General features: G+C 70.6%; 19 protein-coding genes. 8 read left to right on the forward strand and 11 right to left on the reverse strand.

Features of this window, described 5'->3' with window-relative positions; translation table 11 throughout:
* Positions 1–7 precede the first annotated feature (7 nt).
* Positions 8–181 (reverse strand): DUF2613 family protein, encoded by a 174-nt coding sequence (locus tag ACKOB8_RS11570; protein WP_526247907.1) that lies wholly within the window; start codon positions 179–181, stop codon positions 8–10.
* Positions 182–326: 145 nt separating this feature from the next.
* Here ACKOB8_RS11570 and ACKOB8_RS11575 point away from each other — a divergent pair, with 145 nt between their 5' ends.
* Positions 327–1481 carry a glycoside hydrolase family 3 N-terminal domain-containing protein gene (locus tag ACKOB8_RS11575; protein WP_526377373.1) on the forward strand — a complete coding sequence of 385 codons (1155 nt, stop codon included), beginning with the start codon at positions 327–329 and terminating at the stop codon, positions 1479–1481.
* A complete protein-coding gene (locus tag ACKOB8_RS11580) occupies positions 1482–2117 on the forward strand; it encodes a TetR/AcrR family transcriptional regulator (RefSeq protein WP_526377355.1) in 636 nt (211 codons plus the stop codon).
* Here the strand turns inward: ACKOB8_RS11580 and ACKOB8_RS11585 are convergent.
* A complete protein-coding gene (locus ACKOB8_RS11585; protein WP_526377356.1) occupies positions 2114–2947 on the reverse strand; it encodes a MaoC/PaaZ C-terminal domain-containing protein in 834 nt (277 codons plus the stop codon). The genes ACKOB8_RS11580 and ACKOB8_RS11585 overlap by 4 nt on opposite strands.
* 1 nt (position 2948) lies before the next feature.
* A complete protein-coding gene (locus ACKOB8_RS11590) occupies positions 2949–4301 on the reverse strand; it encodes a 3-oxoacyl-ACP reductase (RefSeq protein WP_526377357.1) in 1353 nt (450 codons plus the stop codon).
* A gap of 25 nt (positions 4302–4326) precedes the next feature.
* On the opposite strand from ACKOB8_RS11590, the gene ACKOB8_RS11595 reads away from it, so the two are divergent.
* A complete protein-coding gene (locus ACKOB8_RS11595) occupies positions 4327–5625 on the forward strand; it encodes an acetyl-CoA C-acetyltransferase (RefSeq protein ID WP_526377358.1) in 1299 nt (432 codons plus the stop codon).
* Between the two features lie 4 nt (positions 5626–5629).
* Here the strand turns inward: ACKOB8_RS11595 and ACKOB8_RS11600 are convergent, their stop codons facing one another.
* Complete coding sequence (locus tag ACKOB8_RS11600; protein ID WP_526377359.1) at positions 5630–6838, reverse strand: alpha/beta hydrolase family protein; 1209 nt, start codon at positions 6836–6838, stop codon at positions 5630–5632.
* 34 nt (positions 6839–6872) lie between these two features.
* Positions 6873–8708 (reverse strand): acyl-CoA dehydrogenase C-terminal domain-containing protein, encoded by a 1836-nt coding sequence (locus ACKOB8_RS11605; RefSeq protein ID WP_526377360.1) that lies wholly within the window; start codon positions 8706–8708, stop codon positions 6873–6875.
* A 334-nt stretch (positions 8709–9042) separates the two neighbouring features.
* Here ACKOB8_RS11605 and pks2 point away from each other — a divergent pair, with 334 nt between their 5' ends.
* A complete protein-coding gene (gene pks2 / locus ACKOB8_RS11610) occupies positions 9043–15333 on the forward strand; it encodes a sulfolipid-1 biosynthesis phthioceranic/hydroxyphthioceranic acid synthase (protein WP_526377361.1) in 6291 nt (2096 codons plus the stop codon).
* Between the two features lie 3 nt (positions 15334–15336).
* Here the strand turns inward: pks2 and ACKOB8_RS11615 are convergent, their stop codons facing one another.
* A complete protein-coding gene (locus ACKOB8_RS11615; RefSeq protein ID WP_526377374.1) occupies positions 15337–16563 on the reverse strand; it encodes an MFS transporter in 1227 nt (408 codons plus the stop codon).
* Positions 16564–16723: 160 nt separating this feature from the next.
* Between ACKOB8_RS11615 and ACKOB8_RS11620 the strand changes: the two genes are divergently transcribed.
* A complete protein-coding gene (locus tag ACKOB8_RS11620) occupies positions 16724–17617 on the forward strand; it encodes an oxygenase MpaB family protein (protein ID WP_526377362.1) in 894 nt (297 codons plus the stop codon).
* Here ACKOB8_RS11620 and ACKOB8_RS11625 read toward each other — a convergent pair.
* Genes ACKOB8_RS11625 through ACKOB8_RS11635 form a run of 3 tightly spaced genes read right to left on the reverse strand, consistent with a single transcriptional unit; the run spans position 17614 to position 21402 of the window.
* Positions 17614–18756, reverse strand: a complete 1143-nt coding sequence (locus tag ACKOB8_RS11625; protein ID WP_526377363.1) for an alpha/beta hydrolase family protein — start codon at positions 18754–18756, stop codon at positions 17614–17616. The two genes, ACKOB8_RS11620 and ACKOB8_RS11625, sit on opposite strands and share 4 nt — an antisense overlap.
* 28 nt (positions 18757–18784) lie before the next feature.
* Positions 18785–19699, reverse strand: a complete 915-nt coding sequence (locus ACKOB8_RS11630) for a hypothetical protein (protein WP_526377364.1) — start codon at positions 19697–19699, stop codon at positions 18785–18787.
* Complete coding sequence (locus ACKOB8_RS11635) at positions 19696–21402, reverse strand: DUF5631 domain-containing protein (protein WP_526377365.1); 1707 nt, start codon at positions 21400–21402, stop codon at positions 19696–19698. Before ACKOB8_RS11635 ends, ACKOB8_RS11630 begins: the two co-directional genes overlap by 4 nt.
* A gap of 114 nt (positions 21403–21516) precedes the next feature.
* Between ACKOB8_RS11635 and ACKOB8_RS11640 the strand changes: the two genes are divergently transcribed.
* On the forward strand, positions 21517–22164 hold the full coding sequence (locus ACKOB8_RS11640; protein ID WP_526377366.1) for a L,D-transpeptidase family protein: 648 nt from the start codon (positions 21517–21519) through the stop codon (positions 22162–22164).
* A 6-nt stretch (positions 22165–22170) separates the two neighbouring features.
* Here ACKOB8_RS11640 and ACKOB8_RS11645 read toward each other — a convergent pair whose 3' ends face one another.
* A complete protein-coding gene (locus tag ACKOB8_RS11645) occupies positions 22171–22635 on the reverse strand; it encodes a nuclear transport factor 2 family protein (protein WP_526377367.1) in 465 nt (154 codons plus the stop codon).
* A 61-nt stretch (positions 22636–22696) separates the two neighbouring features.
* On the opposite strand from ACKOB8_RS11645, the gene ACKOB8_RS11650 reads away from it, so the two are divergent.
* Together ACKOB8_RS11650 and ACKOB8_RS11655 are read left to right on the forward strand one after the other, a co-directional pair.
* Positions 22697–23944 (forward strand): hypothetical protein, encoded by a 1248-nt coding sequence (locus ACKOB8_RS11650; protein ID WP_526377368.1) that lies wholly within the window; start codon positions 22697–22699, stop codon positions 23942–23944.
* A gap of 88 nt (positions 23945–24032) precedes the next feature.
* Positions 24033–24473, forward strand: a complete 441-nt coding sequence (locus ACKOB8_RS11655; RefSeq protein ID WP_526377369.1) for an Rv0313 family protein — start codon at positions 24033–24035, stop codon at positions 24471–24473.
* Here the strand turns inward: ACKOB8_RS11655 and ACKOB8_RS11660 are convergent.
* Positions 24391–25500, reverse strand: a complete 1110-nt coding sequence (locus ACKOB8_RS11660) for a PE-PPE domain-containing protein (protein WP_526377370.1) — start codon at positions 25498–25500, stop codon at positions 24391–24393. The two genes, ACKOB8_RS11655 and ACKOB8_RS11660, sit on opposite strands and share 83 nt — an antisense overlap.
* Positions 25501–25763: the final 263 nt, after the last annotated feature.

Genomic DNA, 25763 nt, shown 5'->3' on the forward strand with positions numbered 1-25763 from the left:
ACTCAGGCTAGCCGCGGTTGCCGTACTCAACGCGATTGAGCACCGACGAGGCGGGATCGCCCGGCTGCAGGGCCGGCTTGGTGTCCTGCTGGATCATCAGGCTCACCCCGAACACCGACGCCGCGCCCAGCAGCAGGCCGACCACGACGCTGGCGGCGGCGGGCACCCCGAACCGGGTCATAGGTGGGTACTCCTTGCGCTGGGCTGCGGCGATGCTGCGGGTCAAACTAGCACGCCAGCTTGGACCCGGGCCCGGGTCATGACAGCATGGGCGGGTGATTTTCCGAGTACGCGTCCCGGCGGCGATCGTCCCCGTCGTGGCCCTGATGGCCCTGACGGGTTGCTCGTCGCCCGCTCCCCGGACCCCCGCCGCCACCCCGTCGGCGACGGCGGTTTCGGGCGACAGCGGTGTGGCCCCGCTGGCCGGCCCGGTTCCGGTCCCGGCCGCGCCGGCTCCCCCGGCCTGCGGGGACGGCGCAGCGATGCTCGCGGCGATGTCGACCCGCGACAAGCTCGCGCAACTGCTGATGGTCGGCGTGCGCAACGGCGCCGACGCGCGCGCGGTGGTCGGTGAGCATCACGTCGGGGGCATCTTCATCGGCAGCTGGACCGATCTGACGATGCTGACCGACGGCACGCTGAACGACATCGCCAACCTCGGCCCGCTGCCGCTGGCGGTCAGCGTGGACGAGGAGGGCGGCCGGGTGGCCCGGCTCTCCGCCCTGATCGGCCCCGCGCCCTCGGCGCGGACCCTGGCCCAGACCCAGACCCCCGACGAGGTCTACCAGCTGGCCCTGGCCCGCGGCCGGCAGATGCGCGGTCTGGGCATCACCATCGACTTCGCCCCGGTGGTCGACGTCTCCAGCCAGCCCGCCAGCACCGTCATCGGCGACCGTTCGTTCTCCGCCGACCCCGCCACGGTGACCGCCTACGCCGGCGCGTTCGCCCGTGGCCTGCGCGACGCCGGCGTGCTGCCGGTGCTCAAGCACTTCCCCGGTCACGGTCAGGGGTCCGGCGACACGCACACCGGTTCGGTGAGCACGCCGCCGCTGGCCGAACTGCAGAACACCGATCTGGTGCCCTACCGCACGCTGGCCGGGCAGGTGCCGGTCGCGGTCATGATGGGCCACATCGAGGTGCCGGGACTGACCGGCAGCGACCCGGCCAGCCTCAGTCCGGCGGCGGTGGGTCTGCTGCGCAGCGGCGGCTACGGCGGACCGGCCTTCAACGGCCCGGTCTTCACCGACGACCTGTCCAGCATGGCCGCCATCTCCGGGCGGTACGGCGTGGCCGAGGCGGTGTTGCGGGCCCTGCAGGCCGGCAACGATGTCGCCCTGTGGGTGACCACCGACCAGGTGCCGGCGGTGCTCGACCGGCTCGAGCAGGCCGTCGGCAGCGGGGAACTGGCGATGGCGGGCGTGGAGGGCTCGGTGCTGCGGATGGCCGGCATCAAGGGTCCCAGCGGGCGCTGCGGCGGCTGAATGGCGGGCGGAACCGCTGGGGGTGCCAAGCGATTGCCGCGTGCGGTCCGCGAGCAGCAGATGCTCGACGCGGCCGTGCAGATGTTCTCGGTCAACGGCTATCACGAGACCTCGATGGACGCCATCGCCGCGCAGGCGCAGATCTCCAAGCCGATGCTGTATCTCTACTACGGCTCCAAGGAGGAACTCTTCGGCGCCTGCCTGAGCCGTGAACTGAGCCGTTTCATCGACGCCGTCCGCGCCGACATCGACGTCATGGACGCGCTGCGGCAGAGTCCGCGTGAACTCCTGCGCCGCACCATCCTGTCGGTGCTGAGCTACATCGACGCCAACCGGGCGTCGTGGATCGTCCTCTACACCCAGGGCACCAGCTCCCAGGCCTTCGCCCACACCGTGCGGGAGGGACGCGAGCGGATCATCGACCTGGTCGCCCGGCTGCTGGAGAGCGGTACTCGCAACCCGATGCCCGACAACGACTTCCACATGACCGCAGTGGCACTGGTCGGCGCGGGTGAGGCGGTGGCCGCCCGGGTCAGCGCCGGTGACGCCGACGTGGACGAATCCGCCAGGCTGCTGATCAATCTGTTCTGGCGCGGCCTGAAGGGGACGCCGGCGGAGAAGTCCGAGTCGGCCTAACCCGCCGCCCGCACCGTCGCGGTCAGGTGCGGATACCCCTTGGTGAGGTGGCGCAGCGCGAGGTCCCAGCCGCCCGCCGCCCGGTCCACGTAGAGCCCGGCGGTGGCGGGCAGCAGGACGGGTTTGGCGAACCGCACCGAGTACTGCACCTGTTCGGGCAGCTGTCCCTCGATGTTGGCCAGTACCGCCGCTGCGCTGAACATGCCGTGCGCGATCGCGCTCGGGAATCCGAAGAGCCGGGCGCCGACGGCACTGGTGTGGATCGGGTTCGCGTCCCCGCTGATGGCCGCGTAGCGGCGGATCTGCGCTTGAGTGATGCGCAGGATCGCGTTGGGCGGTTCGGGCCGGGGGACCTTGGGCGCTGCCGCCTTGGGTTCATCGGACAGACTGGTGCGCTGCTGGTGCAGGTAGGTCGACACCTGCTGCCAGGCCGGCTCGCTGCCGACGCTGACCTCGGTGATCAGGTCGACGAGCAGTCCCCTGCGGTGCTCGCGCAGATTCGCCGCGCGGGTGGTGAAACCGACCGTGTCGGTGACCGCGATCCGGCGATGGGCGGTGATGCGGTTGTCGACGTGGACCGCGCCGACGGCCGAGAACGGGAAGTCGAAGCCGGTCAGCATCGACATCACCGTCGGGAAGGTGAGCACGAAGGGATAGGTCAGCGGGACCGTGTCGGCGTAGCGCAGTCCGGTGACCGACGCGTAGGCCGCGACGTGGGCCCGGTCGATCGGCAGTTCGTCGACGCGCAGCACCCGGTCGGGCAACCGGTCGGCGCGGGGGAGGAACGGCAGCGCGCCCGCCGCCGCCCGGGCGAGGCTGAACAGTCCCACCTCAGGCGCCCAGCATGGCCTGGCCGCAGACCCGGATGACGGTGCCGGTGACCGCGTTGGACGCCGGGCTGGCGAAGTACGCCACCGCCTCGGCCACGTCGACGGGCAGGCCGGCCTGATACAGCGAGTTCAGCCGGCGCCCGACCTCCCGGGTGGCCAGCGGGATCGCGGCCGTCATCGCGGTCTCGATGAATCCCGGGGCCACCGCGTTGATGGTGACGCCGCGATCGGCGAGTGCGGATGCCAGCGCCTCGGTGATCCCGATCATTCCCGCCTTGGTCGCCGCGTAGTTGGTCTGACCGCGGTTGCCGGCGATCCCGGCCATCGAGGACAGCCCGATCACCCGGCCCCCGGCGCCGATGCTGCCGTTGTCGACCAGCCCCTCGGTAAGTCGAAGCGGGGCAAGCAGATTCACGGCGAGCACCGCGTCCCAGCGGGCGTCGTCCATGTTGGCCAGCAACTTGTCGCGGGTGATCCCGGCGTTGTTGACCAGGATGTCGGCCCGGCCCCCGTGATGTTCGCGAAGATGGGCGGTGATGCGCTCGACGGCGTCGGCGGCGGTGACGTCGAGGGTCAGCGCGTCGCCGCCCACCCGGGCGGCGGTCTCACTCAGCGCCTGCGCCGCCTGGTCGGTGTCGATGGCGATCACCCGGGCGCCGTCGCGGGCGAACACCTCGGCGATGGTCGCCCCGATGCCGCGCGCGGCACCGGTGACGATGCCGACCTTGCCGGCCAGCGGCCGGTCCCAGTCCGCGGGCGGGTCGGAATCGGCGGGACCGACGTGGAAGACCTGCCCGTCGACGTAGGCGGACTTGGCCGAGAGCAGGAACCGCAGCGTCGACTCGCACCCGGTGGCGGCCGGCTTGGCGGCGGGGGAGACGTACACCAGCGACACGGTCGCGCCCCGGCGCAGTTCCTTGCCCACCGAGCGGGTGAAGCCCTCCAGGGCGCGCTGGGCGATCTGGGCGTGGGGCGTGTCGGCCTGTTCCGGTGTGGTCCCCAGCACGACGAGGCGCGCGCACGGTCCGAGGTTGCGCAGCAGCGGGGTGAAGAAGTCGTGCAGCGCGCGCAGGCCCGCCGGCTCGGTGATGCCGGTGGCGTCGAAGACCAGCCCGCCGAAGGTGTCCGCCCAGCGTCCGCCGAGATTGTTGCCGACGACCTGGTAGTCGCCGGCCAGCGCGGCCCGCACCGGCTCGGCCAGCCGCCCCGCACCGCCGATCAGCAGCGAGCCGGCCAGCGGGGGTTCGCCGGGGCGGTAGCGCCGCAGCGGTTCGGGCGCGGGAACGCCGAGTTGCCTGGCCAGAAACGAACCCGGCGCGGAGTTGATCACCTGGGACACCAGATCGGGAGCCACGCACCGAACTTACTAGGATCGGCGCATGCCAGCCGGGGAGTACCGCCGGGTCGCCGTTCTGGGCGGAAACCGCATCCCGTTCGCGCGGTCCGACGGCGCCTACGCCGAGGCGTCGAACCAGGACATGTTCACCGCCACGCTGGCCGGGCTGGCCGAGCGCTTCGGCCTGGCCGGCGAGCGGCTGGGCGCGGTCATCGGCGGGGCGGTCCTCAAACACAGCCGCGACTTCAACCTGATGCGCGAGTGCGTCCTGGGCAGCCCGCTGGCCCCGGACACCCCGGCCTTCGATCTGCAGCAGGCCTGCGGGACCGGTCTGCAGGCCGCCATCGCCGCCGCCGACGGCATCGCCGCCGGCCGCTACGAGGTGGCGGCGGCCGGCGGGGTCGACACCACCTCGGACGCCCCGATCGGGTTGGGCGACCCGCTGCGCCGGCGGCTGCTGGCGGTGCGGCGGTCACGGTCCACGCTGGACCGGCTGCGGCTCGTCGGCGGTCTGCCGGCCGCGGTGGGCGTGGAGATCCCGACCAACGGCGAGCCGCGCACCGGGCTGTCGATGGGCGAGCACGCGGCCGTCACCGCCAAGGAGATGGCCGTCTCGCGGCGCGATCAGGACGAGTTGGCGGCGGCCAGCCACCGCAAGATGGCGGCGGCCTACGAGCGCGGGTTCTTCGACGATCTGGTGACGCCGTTCCTCGGGCTCTACCGCGACGACAACCTGCGCCCCGACTCCAGCGTCGAGAAGCTGGCCGCGCTGCGACCGGTATTCGGCGTGCGGGCCGGCGACGCGACGATGACCGCGGGCAACTCCACGCCGCTGACCGACGGCGCCTCGGTGGCGCTGCTGTCCAGCGAGGACTGGGCGCAGGCCCGCGGGCTGCGTCCGCTGGCCTATCTCACCGACGCCGAGACCGCCGCGGTGGACTACGTCAACGGCGCCGACGGACTGCTGATGGCCCCGACCTACGCGGTGCCGCGGTTGCTGGCCCGCAACGGACTGTCGTTGGCGGACTTCGACTTCTACGAGATCCACGAGGCGTTCGCCTCGGTGGTGCTGGCGCACCTGCAGGCCTGGGAGTCCGAGGAGTACTGCAAGCAGCGCCTCGGTCTGGACGCGGCGCTGGGGCCGATCGACCGCGCCCGGCTCAACGTCAACGGTTCCTCGCTGGCCGCGGGCCATCCGTTCGCCGCCACCGGCGGCCGGATCGTGGCGCAACTGGCAAAGCAGCTGGCCGAGAAGAGGGCCGAGACCGATCGTCCGGTGCGCGGGCTGATCTCGATCTGCGCGGCCGGCGGTCAGGGCGTGGCTGCCATCCTGGAGGCGTGACGGCTCAGGCGGCGTCGGGCGCCTGGCGTCCGGCGATCAGACCGGACTGCGCCAGCGCGGCGTCGACGTAGCGCTGAACCGGCCTGGCTTCGAAGAATCCGGTGTGCCCGCCGCGGTACCAGCCGATGTCGGGCCGTCCCCAGTGTTCCCACAGCTGCATCACCTGTTCGCGCGGGTGCACGATGCGGTCGGCCACGCCCGCGTAGATGAAGCGGCCCTGCGGCGGCACCTTGGGCTGCATCGACAGCGGCGACACCATGCGCCCGATCGGGCCCGCCAGTTCGAGGGTTTTCCGGCGCGGGTCGTCCACGGGCAGACCCGCATGGCGGCCCAGCAGTTCCACCAGGTTCGCCGGCGGCACCCCGAGGATCGCGCAGGTGAGGTCGTCGTCGAGGCTGGCGACCAGCCCGGCGATGTAGCCGCCGAGCGAGATGCTGTTCAGCCCGATCCGGGCACCGGGCTGCTCGGAGCGGATCCAGGCCAGGATCCGGCGGACGTCCCAGACGGCCTGGGCGGTCCCGTGCACGTCGTCGAGCACGTTCTCACCGGGGAACACCGCTCCCCGGGGCAGCCCCCTGGCCCGCGGCCCGTGCATCGGCAGCACCGGCAGCACGACGTTGAGTCCCAGATCGGTGTGCAGGTGCCAGGCCCGGAACAGGGTGAGATCCAGTCCGGCGCGGCCCATCTCGGTGCCGTGCACGCAGACCAGCCAGGGCCGCGGCTCGGGGTGGCGCAGCACCATCGCGTACTCGCGGCGGTTACCGGTGTAGTCCATCCAGCGTTGCGCGCCGGGTTCGTCGGGATGCGGCGCGTAGCCGCTCTCGAAGGTGATCCGTTCGTGGCCGCGGTCGGCCCGCTTTCCCCGGAAGGACCGCACCGCGACGTCGGTGGGTGCCGGCGGTGCGGGGAAGAAGTCCTCCGGCCGCTCGAGCCATCCCTGCCGGCCGTAGAAGTCCACCGCCTCGCCGATCTCGCGGTTGATCTGGTCGTAGGCCGCCGGGTCGCTCAGGGGGCGCCGCCACAGCAGCCCGACGAGCACGATCTCGTCGCGCAGCGCGTGGGTGGCCAGCGACAGAGTGGGGCGGGCCAGGGGCAGGCCGCCCTGCTTGCCGCCCTGCTTGCCACCGAGGTAGGCGCCCCACGAGCGGGCGTAGTAACTGCCCGCGCGGGTGAACGGACCCACGACCCGGCCCAGGGGACTGGTCTGCGGCACGCTGTCTACGGTAGCGGCCGGGTGCCCGCTGGCCTCAGAAGGCCGCCTCGTCGAGTTCCATGACGTCGTTGTCGATCGTCTCGATCACCTGACGGGTGCTGGTCAGCAGCGGCAGGAAGTTCTTGGCGAAGAACGACGCGACGGCGACCTTGCCCTCGTAGAAGGACTTGTCGGGGCCACTGACCCCGGCGTCCAGGGCCGCGGTGGCCACGGCGGACTGGCGCACCAGCAACCAGCCGATGATCAGGTCGCCGACGCTCATCAGGAAGCGCACCGAGCCCAGACCGACCTTGTAGATGCTCTTGGGGTCTTCCTGGGCGGCCATCAGGTAGCCGGTCAGCGCGGCGGCCATCGCCTGCACGTCCTCGAGGGCCTTGGCCAGCAGGGCGCGTTCGGTCTTCAGCCGGCCGTTGCCGGACTCGTTGGCGACGAACTCCTGGATCTGGCCCGCCACGTGCGCCAGGGCCACGCCCTTGTCGCGGATGATCTTGCGGAAGAAGAAGTCCTGCGCCTGGATCGCGGTGGTGCCCTCGTAGAGGGAGTCGATCTTGGCGTCGCGGATGTACTGCTCGATGGGGTAGTCCTGCAGGAACCCCGAACCGCCGAAAGTCTGCAGGCTCTCGGTCAGCTTGGCGTAGGCCTGTTCGGAGCCCACACCCTTGACGATCGGCAGCATCAGGTCGTTGACCTTGACCGCCAGGTCGGGCTCCACACCCTGCACCGCCTTGGCCACCGAGGGATTCTGGTAGGTCGCGGTGTAGAGGTACAGCGCGCGCAGACCCTCGGCGTAGGCCTTCTGGGTCATCAGGCTGCGCCGCACGTCCGGGTGATGGGTGATGGACACCCGCGGGGCGGTCTTGTCCATCATCTGGGTCAGGTCCGCGCCCTGCACGCGTTCCCGGGCGTACTCCAGCGCGTTCAGGTAGCCCGTGGACAGCGTCGCGATCGCCTTGGTGCCGACCATCATCCGGGCCTGCTCGATCACGTCGAACATCTGCGCGATACCGTCGTGCTTCTCGCCGACCAGCCAGGCCTTGGCGGGCACGCCGTGCTGGCCGAGCGACAGCTCGCAGGTTGCCGAGACCTTCAGGCCCATCTTGTGCTCGACGTTGGTGACGAAAACGCCGTTGCGTTCACCGAGCTCGCCGGTGGAGAAGTCGAACAGGAACTTCGGCACGTAGAACAGCGACAGTCCCTTGGTGCCCGGCCCGGCGCCCTCCGGGCGGGCCAGCACCAGATGGAAGATGTTCTCGAACAGGTCGTCGGAGTCCGCGGAGGTGATGAACCGCTTCACTCCCTCGATGTGCCAGGAGCCGTCGTCCTGCTTGATCGCCTTGGTCCGGCCCGCGCCGACATCCGAGCCGGCGTCGGGCTCGGTGAGCACCATGGTCGAACCCCAGCCGCGCTCGCTGGCGATCTTGGCCCAGCGCTTTTGCTCCTCGGTGCCCAGGTCGGACAGGATCTGCGCGAAGCCGGCGCCGCCGGCGTACATCCAGATCGCCGGGTTGGCGCCGAGGACGTGCTCGTGCAGCGCCCACACCATCGCGGTGGGCATCGGCATGCCGTCGAGTTCCTCGTCCAGGCCGACCTTGTCCCAGCCGCCCTCGATGAAGGCGCGGACCGACTTCTTGAACGAGTCGGGCAGGGTCACCGAGTGGGTGTCGGGGTGGAAGACCGGCGGATTGCGGTCGCCCTCGACGAACGATTCGGCCAGCGGCCCCTCGGCGAGGCGGGCCATCTCCTGCAGCATCTCGCGGCAGGTGTCGGCGTCCAGATCGCCGAAGTCACCCGAGGCGAACGCCTGGTCTATGCCCAGCACCTCGAACAGGTTGAACTCTTGATCGCGGACATTGCTTTTGTAGTGACCCATGATTCCTCCTCGAGAACCATTCGGTTGGGTACTCGTAGGAAAGTTACCCACCGGTAACTTTAACGATATACCCGGTTTCGGCGGGGATGCAACTCACTGTGACCAGATCCACGACCAGACCCACGACCGGACCCACGACCAGACCGGAATTGTTTGCCTGAACAGCGCAGGGGCGGCGCTCGGCCGGGCTTGCACTGTTTGCGTTGGCTACCGGTGGCTGACTAGACTTCGGGCCGCGTAGCCCGAACGTTTCGCGGCTGATCAGCAGGCGTGATCCGCCCGACCGGTCGCCGTCAAGACCGGGCGACGCCCCCTCGGCGAGTAAGGAACTTTCTTGCGCATCGCACCCGCGACCCCCGTAGCTGTCATCGGTATGGCCTGCCGCCTCCCCGGCGGCGTCGACTCCCCCCAGAAGCTGTGGGAGGCGCTGCTCGAGGGCCAGGACTTCGTCACCGTGGTCCCCCTCGACCGCTGGGACGCGGACGCCTACTACGACCCCGAGCCCGGGGTGCCCGGACGCTCGGTGTCGCGGTGGGGCGCGTTCCTCGACGACGTCGCCGGCTTCGACTGCGACTTCTTCGGGATGACCGACCGGGAGGCCACCGCGATCGACCCCCAGCACCGGCTGCTGCTGGAGACCTCGTGGGATGCCGTCGAACACGCCGGCATCGACCCGGCCGACCTCGCCGACACCCGCACCGGCGTCTTCGTCGGCCTGACCCACCGGGACTACGAGCTGCTCTCCGCGGACTGTGGTGCGGCCGAGGGTCCCTACGGCTTCACCGGGACCAACGACAGCTTCGCGTCCGGGCGCGTCTCCTACGCGCTGAGCCTGAACGGGCCGGCGATCACCGTCGACACGGCGTGCTCCTCAAGCCTGTACGCGATCCACCAGGCCTGCCGCAGCCTGCACGAAGGCGAGAGCGACCTGGCGCTGGCGGGCGGGGTGTCGATCACCCTCGAGCCGCGCAAGTCGGTGTCCGGCTCGCTGCAGGGCATGCTGTCGCCGACCGGGCACTGCCACGCGTTCGACGTCGCCGCCGACGGCTTCGTCTCCGGTGAGGCAAGCGTCATGCTGCTGCTCAAGCGTCTGCCCGACGCCGTCCGCGACGGCGACCGGGTGCTGGCGGTGCTGCGCGGAACGGCCTCCAACCAGGACGGCCGGACGGTCAACATCGCCACCCCGTCGGAGAAGGCCCAGATCGAGGTGTACCGCGACGCGCTGGCCGCGGCCGACGTCGAGGCGGACACCGTCGGGTACGTCGAAGCCCACGGCACCGGAACCCCGGTCGGCGACCCGATCGAGTTCGCCAGCCTGGCCACGGTGTACGGCCGGGAGCAGCCCTGCGTGCTGGGTTCGATCAAGACCAACTTCGGTCACACCCAGTCCGCGTCGGGCGCGCTGGGCCTGATGAAGGCGGTGCTGGCGGTCCAGCACGGGGAAATCCCGCGCAACCTCTACTTCACCCAACTGCCCGAGAAGCTCGCCGAAGTCGAGACCAATCTCTTCGTTCCGGAGAGCACCACCTCGTGGCCGTTCAACGGCGAGGGACCCCGCCGGGCCGCGGTGTCGTCCTACGGAATCTCCGGCACCAATGCCCACGTGCTCGTCGAGGAGGCGCCGGAAAGCGCCCCTGAGTCGGCCGCGGCGGCAGCCGAGGGCCCGCTGCTCTTCGCGATCTCGGCCACCTCCGCCGAGGAGCTTCGGGTCACGGCGGCCCGGCTCGCCGAGTGGGTCGACGGCCAGACCGACCCGAACCATCCGCTGAGCCTGCCCGACCTGGCCTACACGCTGGCCCGGCGCCGCTCGCACCGGCCGGTGCGCACCGTCGTCTCGGCGAGCACCGCGGCGGAGTTGAGCGCAGCCCTGCGCGAGGTCGCCGACAACGAGATCCCCTTCCCGACCGCGGTGGGCCGTGGCGATCGCGGACCGGTCTGGGTGTTCTCCGGCCAGGGCTCGCAGTGGGCCAAGATGGGCGCCGACCTGCTGGCCAACGAGCCGGTGTTCGCCGCCACCGTCGCGGAGATGGAACCGATCATCGCCCGGGAGTCCGGCTTCTCGGTGACCGAGGCCATGACCGCGCCGGAAACCGTGACCGGCATCGACCGCGTCCAGCCGACGATCTTCGCCATGCAGGTCGCGATGGCCGAGACACTGAAGTCCTACGGCGTGCGCCCGGGCGCGATCATCGGCCACTCGCTGGGCGAGTCCGCGGCCGCCGTCGTCGCCGGCGCCCTGTCGCTGGAGGACGGGCTGAAGGTCATCTGCCGTCGCTCGAAGCTGATGAAGCGGATCTCCGGCAGCGGCTCGATGGCCGCGGTCGAGTTGCCCGGGCCCCAGGTGCTGTCCGAACTCTCGGTTCGCGGCATCAACGACGTCGTGCTCTCGGTGGTCGCCTCGCCGACCTCCACGGTCGTCGGCGGCGACACCAAGTCCATCCGCGAGCTCGTCGAGGCCTGGGAGAAGAACGACATCATGGCCCGCGAGGTGGCGGTCGACGTGGCCTCGCACTCGCCGCAGGTCGAGCCGATCCTCGAGGAGCTGATCGAGGCGCTCGCCGATCTGCAGCCGCGCGACCCCGAGGTCCCCTACTTCTCCTCCACGCTGTGGGATCCCAACGACAAGCCGAGCTTCGCCGCCGACTACTGGGCCGACAACCTGCGCTACACGGTGCGGTTCGCGTCGGCCGTGCAGGCCGCGCTCAACGACGGCTTCCGCGTCTTCGGCGAGTTGGCGCCGCACCCGCTGCTGACCCACGCCGTCGACCAGAACGCCGCCAGCCTGGACATGCCGATCGCCGCGCTGGCCGCGATGCGCCGCGAACAGGAACTGCCGCTGGGACTGCGTGGCTTCGTCGCCGACCTGCACAGTGCCGGGGCGAAGGTGGACTTCGCCGAGTTGTACCCGGGCGGGTCCCTGGTCGACGCGCCGCTGCCCACCTGGACGCACCGCGAACTGATGCTCGACCGGGAGGGTCAGGAGCACCCGGCCCAGGGCAGCTCGGTGCTCGCCGTGCACCCACTACTGGGCGCGCACGTGCACTTGGTCGAGGAGCCCGAACGCGACGTCTGGCAGGGCGAGGTCGGCGTCGACGCCCATCCCTGGCTGGGTGACCACCAGATCCACACCATCGCCACGCTGCCCGGCGCGGCCTACTGCGAGATGGCGCTCTCGGCGTCGCGCGCGGTGCTCGGCGACGACGGCGAGGTCCGCGACATCCGCTTCGAGCAGACCCTGCTGCTCGACGACGAGACCCCGATATCGGTGTCAGCCGTCGCCGACACTCCGGGCAGGCTCGACTTCGTCGTGGAGACCAACGAGGAGGGCGGCCGGACCCGGCGTGCCAGCGGCGTGCTGCGTGTCACCGACGACACGGCGGAGCCGCCCGCCTACGACGTTGCCAAGCTGCTTGCCGAGCACCCGGTGCGCACCGACGGTGATGACGTCCGGAAAGCCTTCGACAGCATCGGGATTCAGTACGGCCCGGCGTTCTCCGGACTTCGGGCGGTGCACGCCGCCGAGGAAGACGTCACCACGCTGTTCTCCGAGGTGGCCCTGCCGGGTTCGATCCGTTCCCAGCAGTCCGCCTACGGCATCCACCCGGCGCTGCTCGACGCCTGCTTCCAGTCCGTCGTGGTGCATCCCGCGGTGCAGGACGCCGGCCTGGGCGGCCTGGTGCCGGTCGGTGTGCGCCGGTTGCGGCTGCACCACCAGGCGCGCAATGCGCACTACTGCTTCGTTCGCGCCTCGCTGACGTCCGGCGGTGACCTCGAAGCCGACATCGACGTGTTGGACGAGGACGGTGTGGTGCTGCTGACCCTGGAAGGTCTGCAGCACAGCTCCGCCACTGCCGGCGGCGCGCAGGATCAGCGCACGCTCAACGAGCGGCTGCTGAGCATCGAGTGGAACAAGCGCGAGCTGTCCGACAGCAAGAGCGAGTCCGGGCCGTGGCTGGTGCTCACCGTCTCGGATGCGGCCGAGCCGCTGGCGAAGCGGCTGATCGACGCGCTCAACGCCGACGCCGCCGAGACCGGCGCGATGCCGCCCGCGCGGCACGAGCGGTTCACCGACGCCGCCGAATTCGCTCGCGTGCTGGCCGCCCCGAGTTTGGGCGAGGGCTTCACCGGCGTGCTGTTCGTGACCGCGCCGCCGGCCGGCGGCGCGGACGGGGCGTCGGCGCGTACCGGTCGGCAGTATGTCGGGGAGCTCGTGGAGATCGCCCGCGTGCTGGCCGACATGGAGGGCGAGCCGCCGCGGCTGTTCCTGCTGACCCGCAACGCGGCCACCGTGCACCCCGAGGAGAAGGCCAACCTGGAGCAGGCCGGCCTGCGCGGGCTGATGCGGGTGATCGACTCCGAGCATCCGCACCTGCGCAGCACCACCATCGACTGCGACGAGATCACCGACGTCGCCCACATCGCGCAACAGCTGCGCAGCGGCACCGAAGAGGACGAGACCGCCTGGCGCGGCAACGACTGGTACACCGCACGGCTGCTGCCCGGCCCGCTGCGCGCCGAGGATCGCCGGACCACCGTGCTCGACCCGGCCAGCGACGGGATGCGGCTGGAAGTCCGCACGCCCGGCGACGTCGAGTCGCTGGAATTCAGCGCGTTCCGGCGGGTGCCGCCGGGACCCGGCCAGATCGAGGTCTCGGTGACCGCGTCGAGCATCAACTTCGCCGACGTTCTGGTCGCGTTCGGCCGCTACCCGACGTTCGAGGGCTACAAGCAGCAGCTGGGCATCGACTTCGCCGGTGTGGTCACCGCGGTCGGGGCGGACGTCACCGACCACAAGGTCGGCGACCACGTCGGTGGCATCTCGCCGAACGGCTGCTGGGCCACCTTCGTGCTGTGCGACGCCCGGCACGCCGTCACGCTGCCGTCGGGGGTCCCGGTCGAGGAAGCGGCGGCGATCCCGGCGGTCGCCGCGACGGCCTGGTACAGCCTGCACGATCTGGCCCGGATCACCGCCTCGGACAAGGTGCTGATCCACTCCGGCAGCGGCGGTGTCGGCCACGCGGCCATCGCGATCGCCCGCGCGGCGGGGTGCGAGATCTTCGCGACCGCCGGCAGCCCCGATCGCCGACAGGTGTTGCACGACATGGGAATCGAGCACGTCTACGACTCCCGCAGCCTCGACTTCGCCGACGAGATCCGGCGCGACACCGGCGGCTACGGCGTCGACGTGGTGCTCAACTCGCTGCCCGGCGCGGCTCAGCGCGCCGGACTGGAGTTGCTGGCCTTCGGCGGGCGCTTCGTCGAGATCGGCAAGCGCGACATCTACGGCGACACCCGGCTGGGGCTCTTCCCGTTCCGCCGCAACCTGTCGCTCTACGCGGTGGATCTGGCCCTGCTCAGCCACAGTCACCCGGAGACGGTCCGCAACCTGCTCACCACGGTCTATCAGAAGACGGCCGAGGGAGTGCTGACCATTGCGCCCACCACGCACTTCCCGATCAGCGACGCCGCCACGGCGGTGCGACTGGTCGGCGGTGCCGGGCACACCGGCAAGGTGCTGCTCGACGTGTCCCATCACGGCCAGACCGACGCGGTGCTCCCGCCGGAGCAGGTGCCGGTGTTCCGGTCGGACGGCTCCTACATCGTGACCGGCGGTCTGGGCGGGCTGGGCCTGTTCCTCGGCGGCAAGATGGCTGAGGCGGGCTGCGGCCGCATCGTGCTGAACTCACGCTCGGCGCCCAGCGCCGAGGCCGAGCAGGCCATCGAGGCGATGCGCGCCCGCGGGGCGGACGTGGCGGTGGTGTCCGGCGACGTCGCCGACCCGAAGATCGCCGAACTGCTGGTGTCGGTGGCAACCGAGACCGGGCTGCCGGTGCACGGGGTGATGCACGCGGCCGCGGTCGTCGAGGATGCCACGCTGGCCAATGTCACCGACGAACTGATCGACCGGTGCTGGGGCGCAAAGGTTTACGGCGCCTGGAATCTGCACGAGGCCACCGCAGGACAGCCGCTGGACTGGTTCTGCCTGTTCTCCTCGGCGGCCGCACTGGTCGGATCGCCCGGCCAGGGTGCCTACGCGGCGGCCAACAGCTGGCTGGACTCCTTCGCCCGCTGGCGGCACGCCCAGGACTTGCCCGCCACCTCCATCGCCTGGGGCGCCTGGGCGCAGATCGGCCGCGGTGTGGCGCTGGCCGAGGAGGCCGGCGTGGCGATCAGTCCGGACGAGGGTGCGCACGCCTTCGAGGAACTGCTGCGCTACGACCGCCCGTACACCGGTTACGCGCCGCTGATGGGAACGGCGTGGCTGACCGCGTTCGCCAAGCGCAGCAAGTTCGCCGAGGCCTTCCAGTCGGCGGGCGGCGGCGGAGGCGACGGCGGGAAGTTCCTCTCCGAACTCAAGGCCGTGCCGCGCGACGAGTGGCCCGGCACGATCCGGCGGCTGGTGTCCGACCAGATCAGCCTGCTGCTGCGGCGCACCATCGACCCCGATCGTCCGCTGTCCGACTACGGGCTGGACTCGCTGGGCAACCTGGAACTGCGTACCCGCATCGAGACCGAGACGGGCGTGCGGATCAGCCCGACTCAGATCACCACGGTGCGCGGCCTCGCCGAGCACCTGTGCAAGGAGATCGAGGAGCGCGAGGGTCTGTCGGGCGGCGGCGGCTGACCGTCAGTCGCTCGGTGCCGCCCGCAGCGCGACGACCAGCGCGGCGGTGGCGATCATCACCGCGCCGATCGCCCACAGCCCGGCCTTGTCGGTTCCGGTCGCATCGTTGAGCGCGCCGGTGGCGTAGGGCGCCACGAAGCCGCCGAGGTTGCCGACCGAGTTGATCAAGCCGATCCCGCCGGCGGCCGCGGCGCCGGTGAGAAACCGTGCGGGCAGCGCCCAGAAGCTGGGGATCGCGCTGTACACCCCGACCGCGGCGAGGATCATCGGCACCATCGCCAGAATCGGGTTGCCGAGGTACAGCGCGACCGGGATCGCCGCGCCGCCGAGCGCGAGCGGGAGCGCGACGTGCCAGACGTGCTCGCCGCGACGGTCGGCATGGCGGGACCACAGATACATGGCCACGGCCGCGACGCTGTAGGGGACCGCGGTGATCAGACCGACCTGCACGATGGACAGCTGCCCGGCGGACAGCCGCAGATCGGAGATGATCGAGGGCAGGAAGAAGGCCAGCGCGTAGAGCCCGTAGGCGATGCCGAAGTACACCAGCGCCAGCGCCCAGATCCGGGGGCTGCGCAGCGCGCGGCGTAGCGGATAGCAGTAGCGGTCGCCGATCGCGCGCTCCTCCTCGGCGAGCACCCCGATCAGCCACCGCCGCTCGTCGGGCGCCAGCCAGCCCGCATCGGCGGGCCGGTCGGTCAGGTAGAACCAGCAGATCACGCCGAGCGCGACGGCGGGCAGACCGACCGCGATCATCATGAACCGCCACCCCGACAGCCCGAACACGCCCTCGCCGGTCTCGATCAGCCAGGCGGCCAGCGGCGTGCCCACCGCCGCCGCGACCGGGCTGGCCACCATGAACAGGGCCACCACCCGGGCGCGATAGGCCTGCGGGAACCAGCGGGTCAGATAGAAGATCACTCCCGGGAACAAGCCGGCTTCGGCGACGCCGAGCAGGAACCGCAACACCAGAAGGGTGGCGGCGTTGGGCGCGAACCCGATCGCCGCGGCCACCAGCCCCCACGAGACGGCGATGCGGGCCAGCCAGCGGCGCGCCCCGAAACGCTCCAGCGCGAGATTCGACGGGATCTCCACCAGGACGTAGCCGATGAAGAAGATGCCGGCGGCCAGGCCGAACATGGTCGCCGACAACTGCAACTCCGCGCTGATGTGGGTGCGGGCGATCCCCAGGTTGGTCCGGTCCAGGTAGTTCACGAAGTACAGCACCATGACGAAGGGCAGGATCCTGATGCTGACCCGTCGCAGGGTGCGCGCCTCCAGTGCGGGGCTATCGGCGGACGCGTCGCCCTCCAGCCGCACCTCGCTCACCGCGCCATCTTGACACCGCCGCCACCTTGACACCACGGGTTCCCGGGCGACAATGGCGCCCATGGAGGTGGTGGAGCGCCCGGTCAGCGCGTCGTCGGGGTCGGTGCCCAGTCTGCGGGGCCCGCGATGGCTGCCGTGGCGGGCGGGGATCGAGGACGGGCTGATGGGCGTGGCCCTGCTCGCCGGACCTGCCAACGTGATCATGCAGCTGGCCCGGCCCGGCGTCGGCTACGGGGTTCTGGAGAGCCGGGTGGAGAGCGGACGGGTCGACACCCATCCGATCAAGCGGGCGCGGACCACCTTCACCTACCTCGCGGTGGCCACCCGGGGAAGCGAGGAGCAGAAGCAGGCCTACCGGCAGGCGGTCAATCAGGCCCACGCCCAGGTGTATTCGACGGCGGAAAGCCCGGTCCGCTACAACGCCTTCGACCCCGATCTTCAGCTGTGGGTCGCCGCCTGCCTCTACAAGGGGGGCGTCGACGTGTACCGCATGTTCGTCGGCGAGATGGATGAGCAGACGGCCGACCAGCACTACCGCGACAGCATGTCCCTGGGCACGATGCTGCAGGTGCCCCCGGAGATGTGGCCGGCCGACCGCGCGGCCTTCGACCGGTACTGGCAGCAATCCCTGGACAAGGTGCATATCGACGACACGGTCCGGGACTACCTCTATCCGATCGCTGTGTCGCGGGTCAAGGGCGTGCGGCTGCCCGGTCCGCTGCAACACCTCGGCGAGAGCGTCGCTCTACTGATCACCACCGGCTTCCTGCCGCAGCGTTTCCGCGACGAGATGAAACTGGACTGGAACGCCGACAAACAGCGGGAGTTCGATCGGCTGATGGTTGCCCTCCGGCTCGCCAACAACCTCGCGCCGCCCTTCGTGCGGGCGTTCCCGTTCAATGTTCTTCTGCACGAACTCGATTGGCGGGTCCGCACCGGCCGACCCCTGGTTTAGCCCTCCGCGAACATCAGCGGCTGCAGAAAGCGGTTGGTGCGGCGCAGGTAATCGGGCTGACTGATGTGCAGCACATGATTACCGGGGAACCAGTGCAGGGCGCAGTGATCCCAGTGCCGCCAGAGCGCGACCGCGTGATCGGGCGGTGCCAGCCGGTCACCGAGACCGGTGATGATCAGTCGGCGCTCCTTGTCGATCTGCGGCCGATAGTTCAGCGGCGAGTGGTAGGCGAACCCGGAGAACGACTCCTCGCGGCTGATACCGGCCAGCGAGCGACCCAGCCGGAACAGCCAGCTGGCCGGCCACCACTCCTCGATGGCGGATTCGGGTGTCACCACGGGCACGTTGGGGATGACCGCCTCCAGTCGGTCATCGGCCGTGGCCACCAGGGCCGAGGTGTAGCCGCCGAGCGACAGACCGGTCAGGGCGATGCGGTCGACCCCGGTGTGCTGCAGCCAGTTGAGGATGGAGCGGAAGTCGTAGACCGCCTGCCCCATCGCCTCGGCGAACCCGGTCATCCCGTAGCCGAAGAAGCCGTAGCCGCTGAACGGGGCGAGCCGCTCGGCCCGCCGGCCGTGGAACGGCAGGGTGTAGAGCACGACGTCATAGCCCGAGCGGTAGAACCACGGCAGCGCGAAGAACAGGCCGTTGAGCAGATACGGCGAGCCCATGAATCCGTGGATCAGGCACAGCGTCGGCCGTGGTCCGTCGTCATGGCGCCAGTGCTGGAAACGCACGATGCTGTTGCGGTGCAGTCCGCGCCAGCGCGCGCGCAGCGCGGGGTTGATCGGCTCGAAGGAACTCGCGAACGAACGGTTGTGGACGCGTCCCCTGGCGATGTACTCCGCGATCGGATTCGCCAGCCGTGAGGACACCTCGGGAACGCCGACGGGTGCGGGGAACGACAGTGCGGCATCGCGTTTCGCGGCGAGGTCGGCGTAGAAGGACAGGTTGTCGCGTTCCTCGCTCCACCCCTCGCGGCGCAGGGTCGAGCCGACGATGGTGGGCAGCATTGCCGCACCGACCAGCGTGGAGACTCCGGTCCGCAATCCGATGTCGGCGGCCGCTGACCAGTCGACGACGGTGCGCTGCAGCCGGGTCAGCTCGGATCGCCGGGGCAGTCCGCGGGGGTCGGTCACCTCGGGATGCTAGCGCCTCTGCATCCCGCTACGCCGGATGCTCGGGCGGGTCGGCTGGCGAGTTCACCCGCCGTGCGGCGACCGGTTTGCCGTCGAGGCTGCGGGTGACGCCGACCACCGGCGGCACCATCGTGACCCGGCCCTGGACCGGGGACCCGTTGCGCACCGGCGGGACCGCGACGCGTTTAGCCTCGGTCTTGGTGTCCTTCTCCTGGCCCGCGCCGCCGGCGCCGCCCGCGACGGGAGGGACGAGGGGCATGCCCGCCATACCGGGAGTCAGGCTCGGTGCGGGTGGCACGGTCACGGCGGTGGCCGCCGGCCCCGGCGCCGCCGCCGCCGGTGAGGTCGCGGGGATCACCGGCGGGCCGAGCGCGGCGGCCGGTCCGGTCAGCGACGCCCCGGAGCCGAGACCGCCGGACACACCCGGGCCGACGCCGTTATCGATACCGGGATCGACGCCGTCAACGATGCCGAGATCGACGCCGTCATCGATACCGAGATCGACACCGGGATCAACGCCGTCCGACTCGCCAGACCCGAGGGCCTGCTGGGCCGCCTGTGTCAGCTGCTGGGGTATCTGGCCGAGCGGCTGCACGATACCGGCCACCGCCGCGCCCCATGCCGACATCACCGCCGAGATCATCTGCGGCACAGCTTGATTGAGTTGACCCAGTGCGGCCATCTGCTGTGCGGCGGCCTCGTCGTCAGCGCCGAACCTCTCGGCGGCCGTGACCGAGGCCCGGTCGCGCTCCGCGTACGCCTCCATGCCCTCGAGTTCGTCGCGCGGGTCGTCGGCGTTGGCGGCAAGTCCCAGAACGCGCAGCAGTTGCTCGGCCGGACTCAGGCCGGCGACCAGCGGATCGGACCCGACCGGGGGCGGGGGCGCGTTGAGTGCCGCGGTCTGCAGGTAGTTGTCGATGTCGGCGGTGAACGGGTCTGTCATCGGAACCAGGCGAAGTGGTAGTCGGCGAGTGGCGGTTCGCCGGCGAGCAGGGCGCTGATCGTGGCCAGCAGCTGCCAGGAGCCCACCGCGGCGGGATCGACGGTGTCGGGATAACTGTCGAGGACCTCGGTGGCGACCGCGCGCAGGTGCTCGTTGAGCAGGTCGGCTTCGGAGTCCAGCCACCCGGTCCCGGCGTTGACCGCCACGGCCAGGGTGTGGGCCAGCCGCGGAAGCCCGTCGTGGCATCGCGTCGCCCGGCACAGGTGCCAGCCCAGATCGGGGACCGGGGCCGTCGCGCGTGCGGTGGGCGACAGCGCACCGGGCTCGCCGGGCGGCAGCGGGTGGCCCGGCAGGTAGCGCTCGGTGGTGACGATCGGGCCGAGCAGTGCGACCGCGTCGCCCCTGCGGGCGGGTGGTGCGATCAGCTCGAGAGGAGCGGGGATGGCGATGTGCGGGGGAATCCAGCCGCCGGCGAGGTCGGTGGCCAGCAGGATCCGGCCGTCGGTGCCGATGCCGACCGCCCAGCACAGGCCGGGAGCCTGGCGCGCGACCGCCTCGAGCAGCCGACGCAGCCATTCGCCTGCCGGTTCGATGCCGGCCGCCGCCGCCGCCGTCGTTGCGGCCTTCGGGCTGACTGCCGCGGGGCGGGGGGTTGACCGCGATGCGGATGCCACCGTCGACGTGCCGAACGCGGCGGCCGACACCGGAGCCGATGCCGGTGCCGCGCGGAGCACCTGTCCCGGGCGCGGCGGGGCTGTCGGGGCCCGGGGGGCGGAGCGTTCGGAACCGTAGGCGGGCAGCCGCCCCGGGGTGCCGGCCGAGCGCGGATGCGCAGCCTGCAGGTGCGCGACGCCCGGGGTGAGCCCCGCACCGCCGGGGACGCGGGTCGAGCCCGGTCCCGGCTGAGCCGGTGCGACGGCCCCGCTGAGCGCCGCGGCGGCTGCGCTGTGCGGGGCGGGGTTGCCCGGAACCAGCGCGCCGACCACGGTGCCCGTCGCCGGCGGGCAACCGTTCATGTCCTCGCCGACGTCGCGGTCCCGGCTCGCGGCGGGTGCCGTCCCGGTGCCGTCCATCAGCGCCCCGACGTCGGCGCGAACGAGGTCGCGGGACGGTGATCCGAATGCGGCGTCGAGGTGGACTCCGTGGGAGCGGGCGAACTCGCGTGCCGAGGTACCCGCGTCCCGGCTGTCCAGCACCTGCTGGATGGCACCCAAAAGATTTGCACCGCACTGCGCGGCCTTGATGTTGGCCTGTTCGCGCGCCTGGACGACGGTGTCCACGAGCGCGGTGAATTTGAGTTCAGCCGGCGCCTCGGAGTCGAGGATCTGCCGGATCGCCGAGTTACCCGATGCGGCAATGGTGTCCAGTTCGTCCCGCAGGTTGGCGACCCAGTGCCGGGCGGACTCGTAGCAGCCTTTCTTGACGGTGTTCTTGGCGCAGACCCCGCGTGCGTGGACTTCACCGCGACGGAACGCGGCGGTGGCCGCGTCGGCGCTGATGCCGTTCTGCCTCTCGGCGATCTCCGCGTGCAGCGCGCGCAACGTCTCGGCGTATCCGTCGTGCGCGGACCCCAGCGCCGAACGGTTCGCCGCCGCCCCCGCCAGCACCGCCAGCGCGGCGGCACCGGGCCACTGGTGGCCGACCAGCAGGTGCGACCACTGGCCGGCGGGCAGGTCGGCCGAAGCCGGGTCAGACAGGGGCATCGGTCGGCGATGGTAACGGCGGACGCGTCGTCGGGCTATTCAGTGGGCTGGTCAGCGCTGACTTGACTCAGTTGTGACTTGACCGGGCCCGAAGGATCCGCCGACGATGATCGGGTGCGCAGACCCCTCGGCGCGGCCGCGGTCGCGGTGCTGCTGGCCGCCTCGGGCGCACCGCCCGCCGGCGCCCAACCGCCGTGGTTCGCCGCCACCGTCGGCCCGGCAACCCAGGTCCTCTCCGTCGTCGGCACCGGCGGATCCACCGCCAAAATGGACGTCTGGCAGCGCGGGCCCGAGGGCTGGCAGCCGATCGGCACGGCGATCCCGGTCCGCATCGGCGCCAACGGCATGGTCGCCCAGGCCCGTGAGGGCAACATGGCCACCCCGATGGGTGTCTACTCGCTGGACTTCGCGTTCGGCACCGAGCCCGATCCCGGCGGCGGGCTGGACTACGTGCAGACCACACCGGACTACTGGTGGTCGGCGGACGGCCCCACCTACAACACGATGCAGATCTGTGAAAAGCAGGACTGCCCCTTCGACACCTCACCGGCCAGCGGAACCGAGAACCTCTACATCCCGCAGTACGCGCACGCCGTCGTGATGGGAGTGAACAAGCAGCGCATCCCCGGCGGCGGCAGTGCGTTCTTCGTGCACTCCACCGATGGCGGGCCGACCGCGGGATGTGTAGCCCTCGACGACGCGACGCTGGTGACCATCATCCGGTGGCTGCAACCCGGAGCGGTGATCGCGATCGCGCAGTAGCCGCGATCAGGCCAGTGCCGGACCGGGTTTGAGCCTGAACTGCAACCCCTCCACCGTCTGGGTGGCTTCGTAGGTGCGCTCGTATCCGGTGGCGCAGATCCGCCAGCCGTCGGCGGTGTTGCGGTAGCGGTCGTGATAGAACGCCGCCCCGAACAGCATGAAGTTGTGCTCCGGGACGATGACGCGGTCCTGCAGGTACCAGGTGGCTTCCGCCTCGTCGCCCTCGACGGTGATCTCCGGATGGGTCACCCGGTGTTCGGTGATCACCCCCGCGGGCATGGAGGTCCGCATGAACTCGACGAGCTCCGCACGGTTGGTGAAGTGGTACCGCTTGCCCAGCGACGAGCCGTAGTCGCCGACGATGTCCTCGGTGAGGGTGTCGGCGAAGTCGTCCCAGTGCTTGGTGTCCAGTGCCCGCAGATACCGGTACTTCACTCGTTTGATCGCCTCGATCTGCTCGTGCTCGGCCATGACCGACATTGCAGCACACCCGGCGAGGGTCTCGACTAGGTTTCACAGAGTGAGCCAGTCGGTGAGCCGGACGGTAGGCAGGCCCGCCAGCCGCTACGCGGGCTTCTCAAGGTCCGAACTGGCGCGGCTGGTGCCCGAACTGCTGCTGATCGGCCAGCTGATCGACCGGTCCGGAATGGCTTGGTGCATCCAGGCTTTCGGTCGTGACGAGATGGTCCGGATCGCGATCGAGGAGTGGGCGGGCTCCAGCCCGATCTACACCAGGCGCATGCAGAGGGCCCTGAGTTACGAGGGCGACGACGTCATCACCATTTTCAAGGGTCTGCAGCTCGACATCGGTGCCCCGCCGCAGTTCATGGACTTTCGCTTCACCGTCCACGATCGCTGGCACGGCGAGTTCCAGCTCGACCACTGCGGGGCGCTGCTCGACGTCGAGCCGATGGGCCCCGACTACGTCACGGGCATGTGTCACGACATCGAAGACCCCACCTTCGACGCGACCGCGGTCGCGACCAATCCCAAAGCCCAGGTGCGGCCGATCCACCGGCCGCCCCGCCAGCCCGCCGACCGGCATCCGCACTGCGCCTGGTCGGTGCGGATCGACGAGTCCCATCCGCCGGCCGCCGCCATCCCCGCTCTGGAGCTGGTCGCCGCGAGCAGGGCCGCGGGGTGGGAACTGGCGCCGATCGACACCGGCGAGGAGGGCGCCGCCGATTATTCCGGCCCGCTGCTGTCCGACGTCGACTTCGCGGCCTTCTCCCACTCGGCGCTGGTGCGCATCGCCGACGAGGTGTGCCTGCAGATGCATCTGCTGAATCTGTCGTTCGGCATTGCCGTGCGGGCACGCGCCGGGAATGACGCCGCTCTGGCCACCTCGATCTGCACCCGTCAGCTCACCGGTATCGCCGGGGTGGCGGCCGGACGCATCCGACAGGCGCTGGCGCTCCCCGGCACCGTCGAGGGCCTGGAGCGGGTGCTCGCCGCGCACCCGCTGTTCAACCCGGCCGGATACGTGGTGGCCGACATCGGGGGCGGGTCGCTGCGCGTCGAGCCGTCACCGGCGCACGACGACCGCTCCTGGATCGCGCTGTGCTCACCGGCTTCGCCGCAACCCGTGCAGGCGATCGCGACCGCCGTCGACCCGCACCTGGTGGCGCGTCTGCACGGGACCGATACGCAGTGGACTGCGGAGTTCGACCGCAGCGAAACGCCGCTCACCGAGGCGGTCGAGGTTCAGGTGACCAGGGTCAGCGGTGGCGCCTCGTTCGTCTTCGCGCCGCGCCGCTCGCTGCCGCTGACCGTCCGCTAGCAGCCCCGGGCGTCCGCGTCACGGCTTTCGCTGGAGGCGAACCGGCAGGGGTCGACATCACCAGCAAACCCGGAGCACACTGTTGGGTATGGAGAACAACGGGCCGTTCGGCTTCGACCCCGAGGAATTCGACCGCGTCGTGCGGGAGACCGGCGAGGGTCTGCGCGACGCGTTCGACCGGGTCGGCCGATTCCTGGGCACCCCGGGCGACCGGGGAGGTTTCGGGTCGCTCTTCGACCAGTTCGTGCGGCCCACCCCGCGTCCTCGCCCGCAGCCCGAAACCGCGGGCGAGGCCGGCGACGGGGTGTGGGCGATCTACATGTCCGACGCCGACGGCAAGGCTCACGTGGAGCAGGTCTACAAGACCGAACTCGACGCGTTGCGGGCGAACAAACTCAACACCGACCCGAATCGCAGCGTCCGTTTCCTGCCCTACGGGATCGACGTCAGCGTGCTCGATGGGGACGCCGGACCGGGCCGGGATGGCCCGGGTCCCGATCTGTCCGAGCTGCCCGAACAGCCCGAGTAGTCCGGGCCTTGTCCGTCGGCCGCAGGGTCGCGGTTCCGCCGACCGTGCTTGGGCGGACCGGTGGAGTGAACCGTGCGGTGGTCGGTGTGCCCGGGTCGATCGACCGGTCGTAGGCGCTGTCGATGACCGCCGTGAGTGCCGGTTCGATCACGTCGAGCAGTCGCCCTGGCACTCCCGCGTCCTCGAAGGGCATGAGCAGCGGCAGGCGAGGCGGTTCCAGGGTGATGTAGGTGACCGCGCCGACGGTGGTGTCGGGGAGGGCCCGCGGACCGTCGATGTCGGCATCGAGGTAGTCACTGTGCAGATAAAACCCCGCGACCAGTGAGTTGAGTACGGCGAGCAGGTTGAGCGGGTAGAGCGGGAAATCCGATGCGGGGTCGTACTCCCAGCTGATGTCGGTTGTCCGGTAGGGGGTGTTGGTGGGTGTGGAGCCGTCCATGGGTATATCCACGAACGGGATGTAGGCGCCCGAGAAACGTTGCAGAACACCGCCGTTGGGCCGGTTGGGGTTTCCGACCAGAATGAACGACAGCTGTTCGTCGGCGGGGCGATCGGCCTGGTTCTGCAGGGCACGCATCTCTCGAACCATCACGTTGGCGCTCGAGGAGTACCCGAGAGCGACGATCTGCTCCCCGGCGGCGAGGGACGGAAGCACCGCGTCGAGCGTCGTGGCGAAGTTGCGCTGGCCCTCCCGCTGGGCCGGTTCGTACGCCCAGTTGCCAAGGATCGGCAGCCAGATCTGCGCCGGCCACTCGATGACGTCGAAGTCCCATCCGTAGAACGGCGAATCGGGGTTTCGCCGGGTGTTCACCAGGCCGTGGGTGGACTCCGCGGTCCGCTGGTCGCCGCCGAGCAGCAGTCCCATATCCGGGGTCAGACCGGTCGGATTGGTGTTACCGCCCATCGCCAGCAGCGTGTTGCTGACCAGCCCGATATCGGCGCTGACCAGCCCGACAGCGGGCCTGCTGCCCGGCATGGGGCTCGCCAGTAGCAACGCGGCGGTCGCCGCGACAGCCTGGACGGTCACCAACACGCGAGTTGGCGACTCTCTCCGCGGCGTACGTCTCAGCTCCCCTGAGGCATCTCGGCCTTTGGCCAGGCTAATCGGCGGTTTTCCAGGGCATGGAGCTTCCGGTTGTTTGACCGGCCGCAGCGGGGCTTTATCGTATGGAGTCATGGCTGAGTGTGATCGCCGCAGTGCGATGTTGATAGCGGGCCTGGGAGTCGCCGCGGTGGCGCTTCCCGCGCCGCGAGCCGGTGCGAACCCGGTGGGCCCCGAGCCCCCGGCCC

It is taken from the genome of Mycobacterium sp. (genome assembly GCF_046091765.1).
GTDB lineage: Bacteria > Actinomycetota > Actinomycetes > Mycobacteriales > Mycobacteriaceae > Mycobacterium.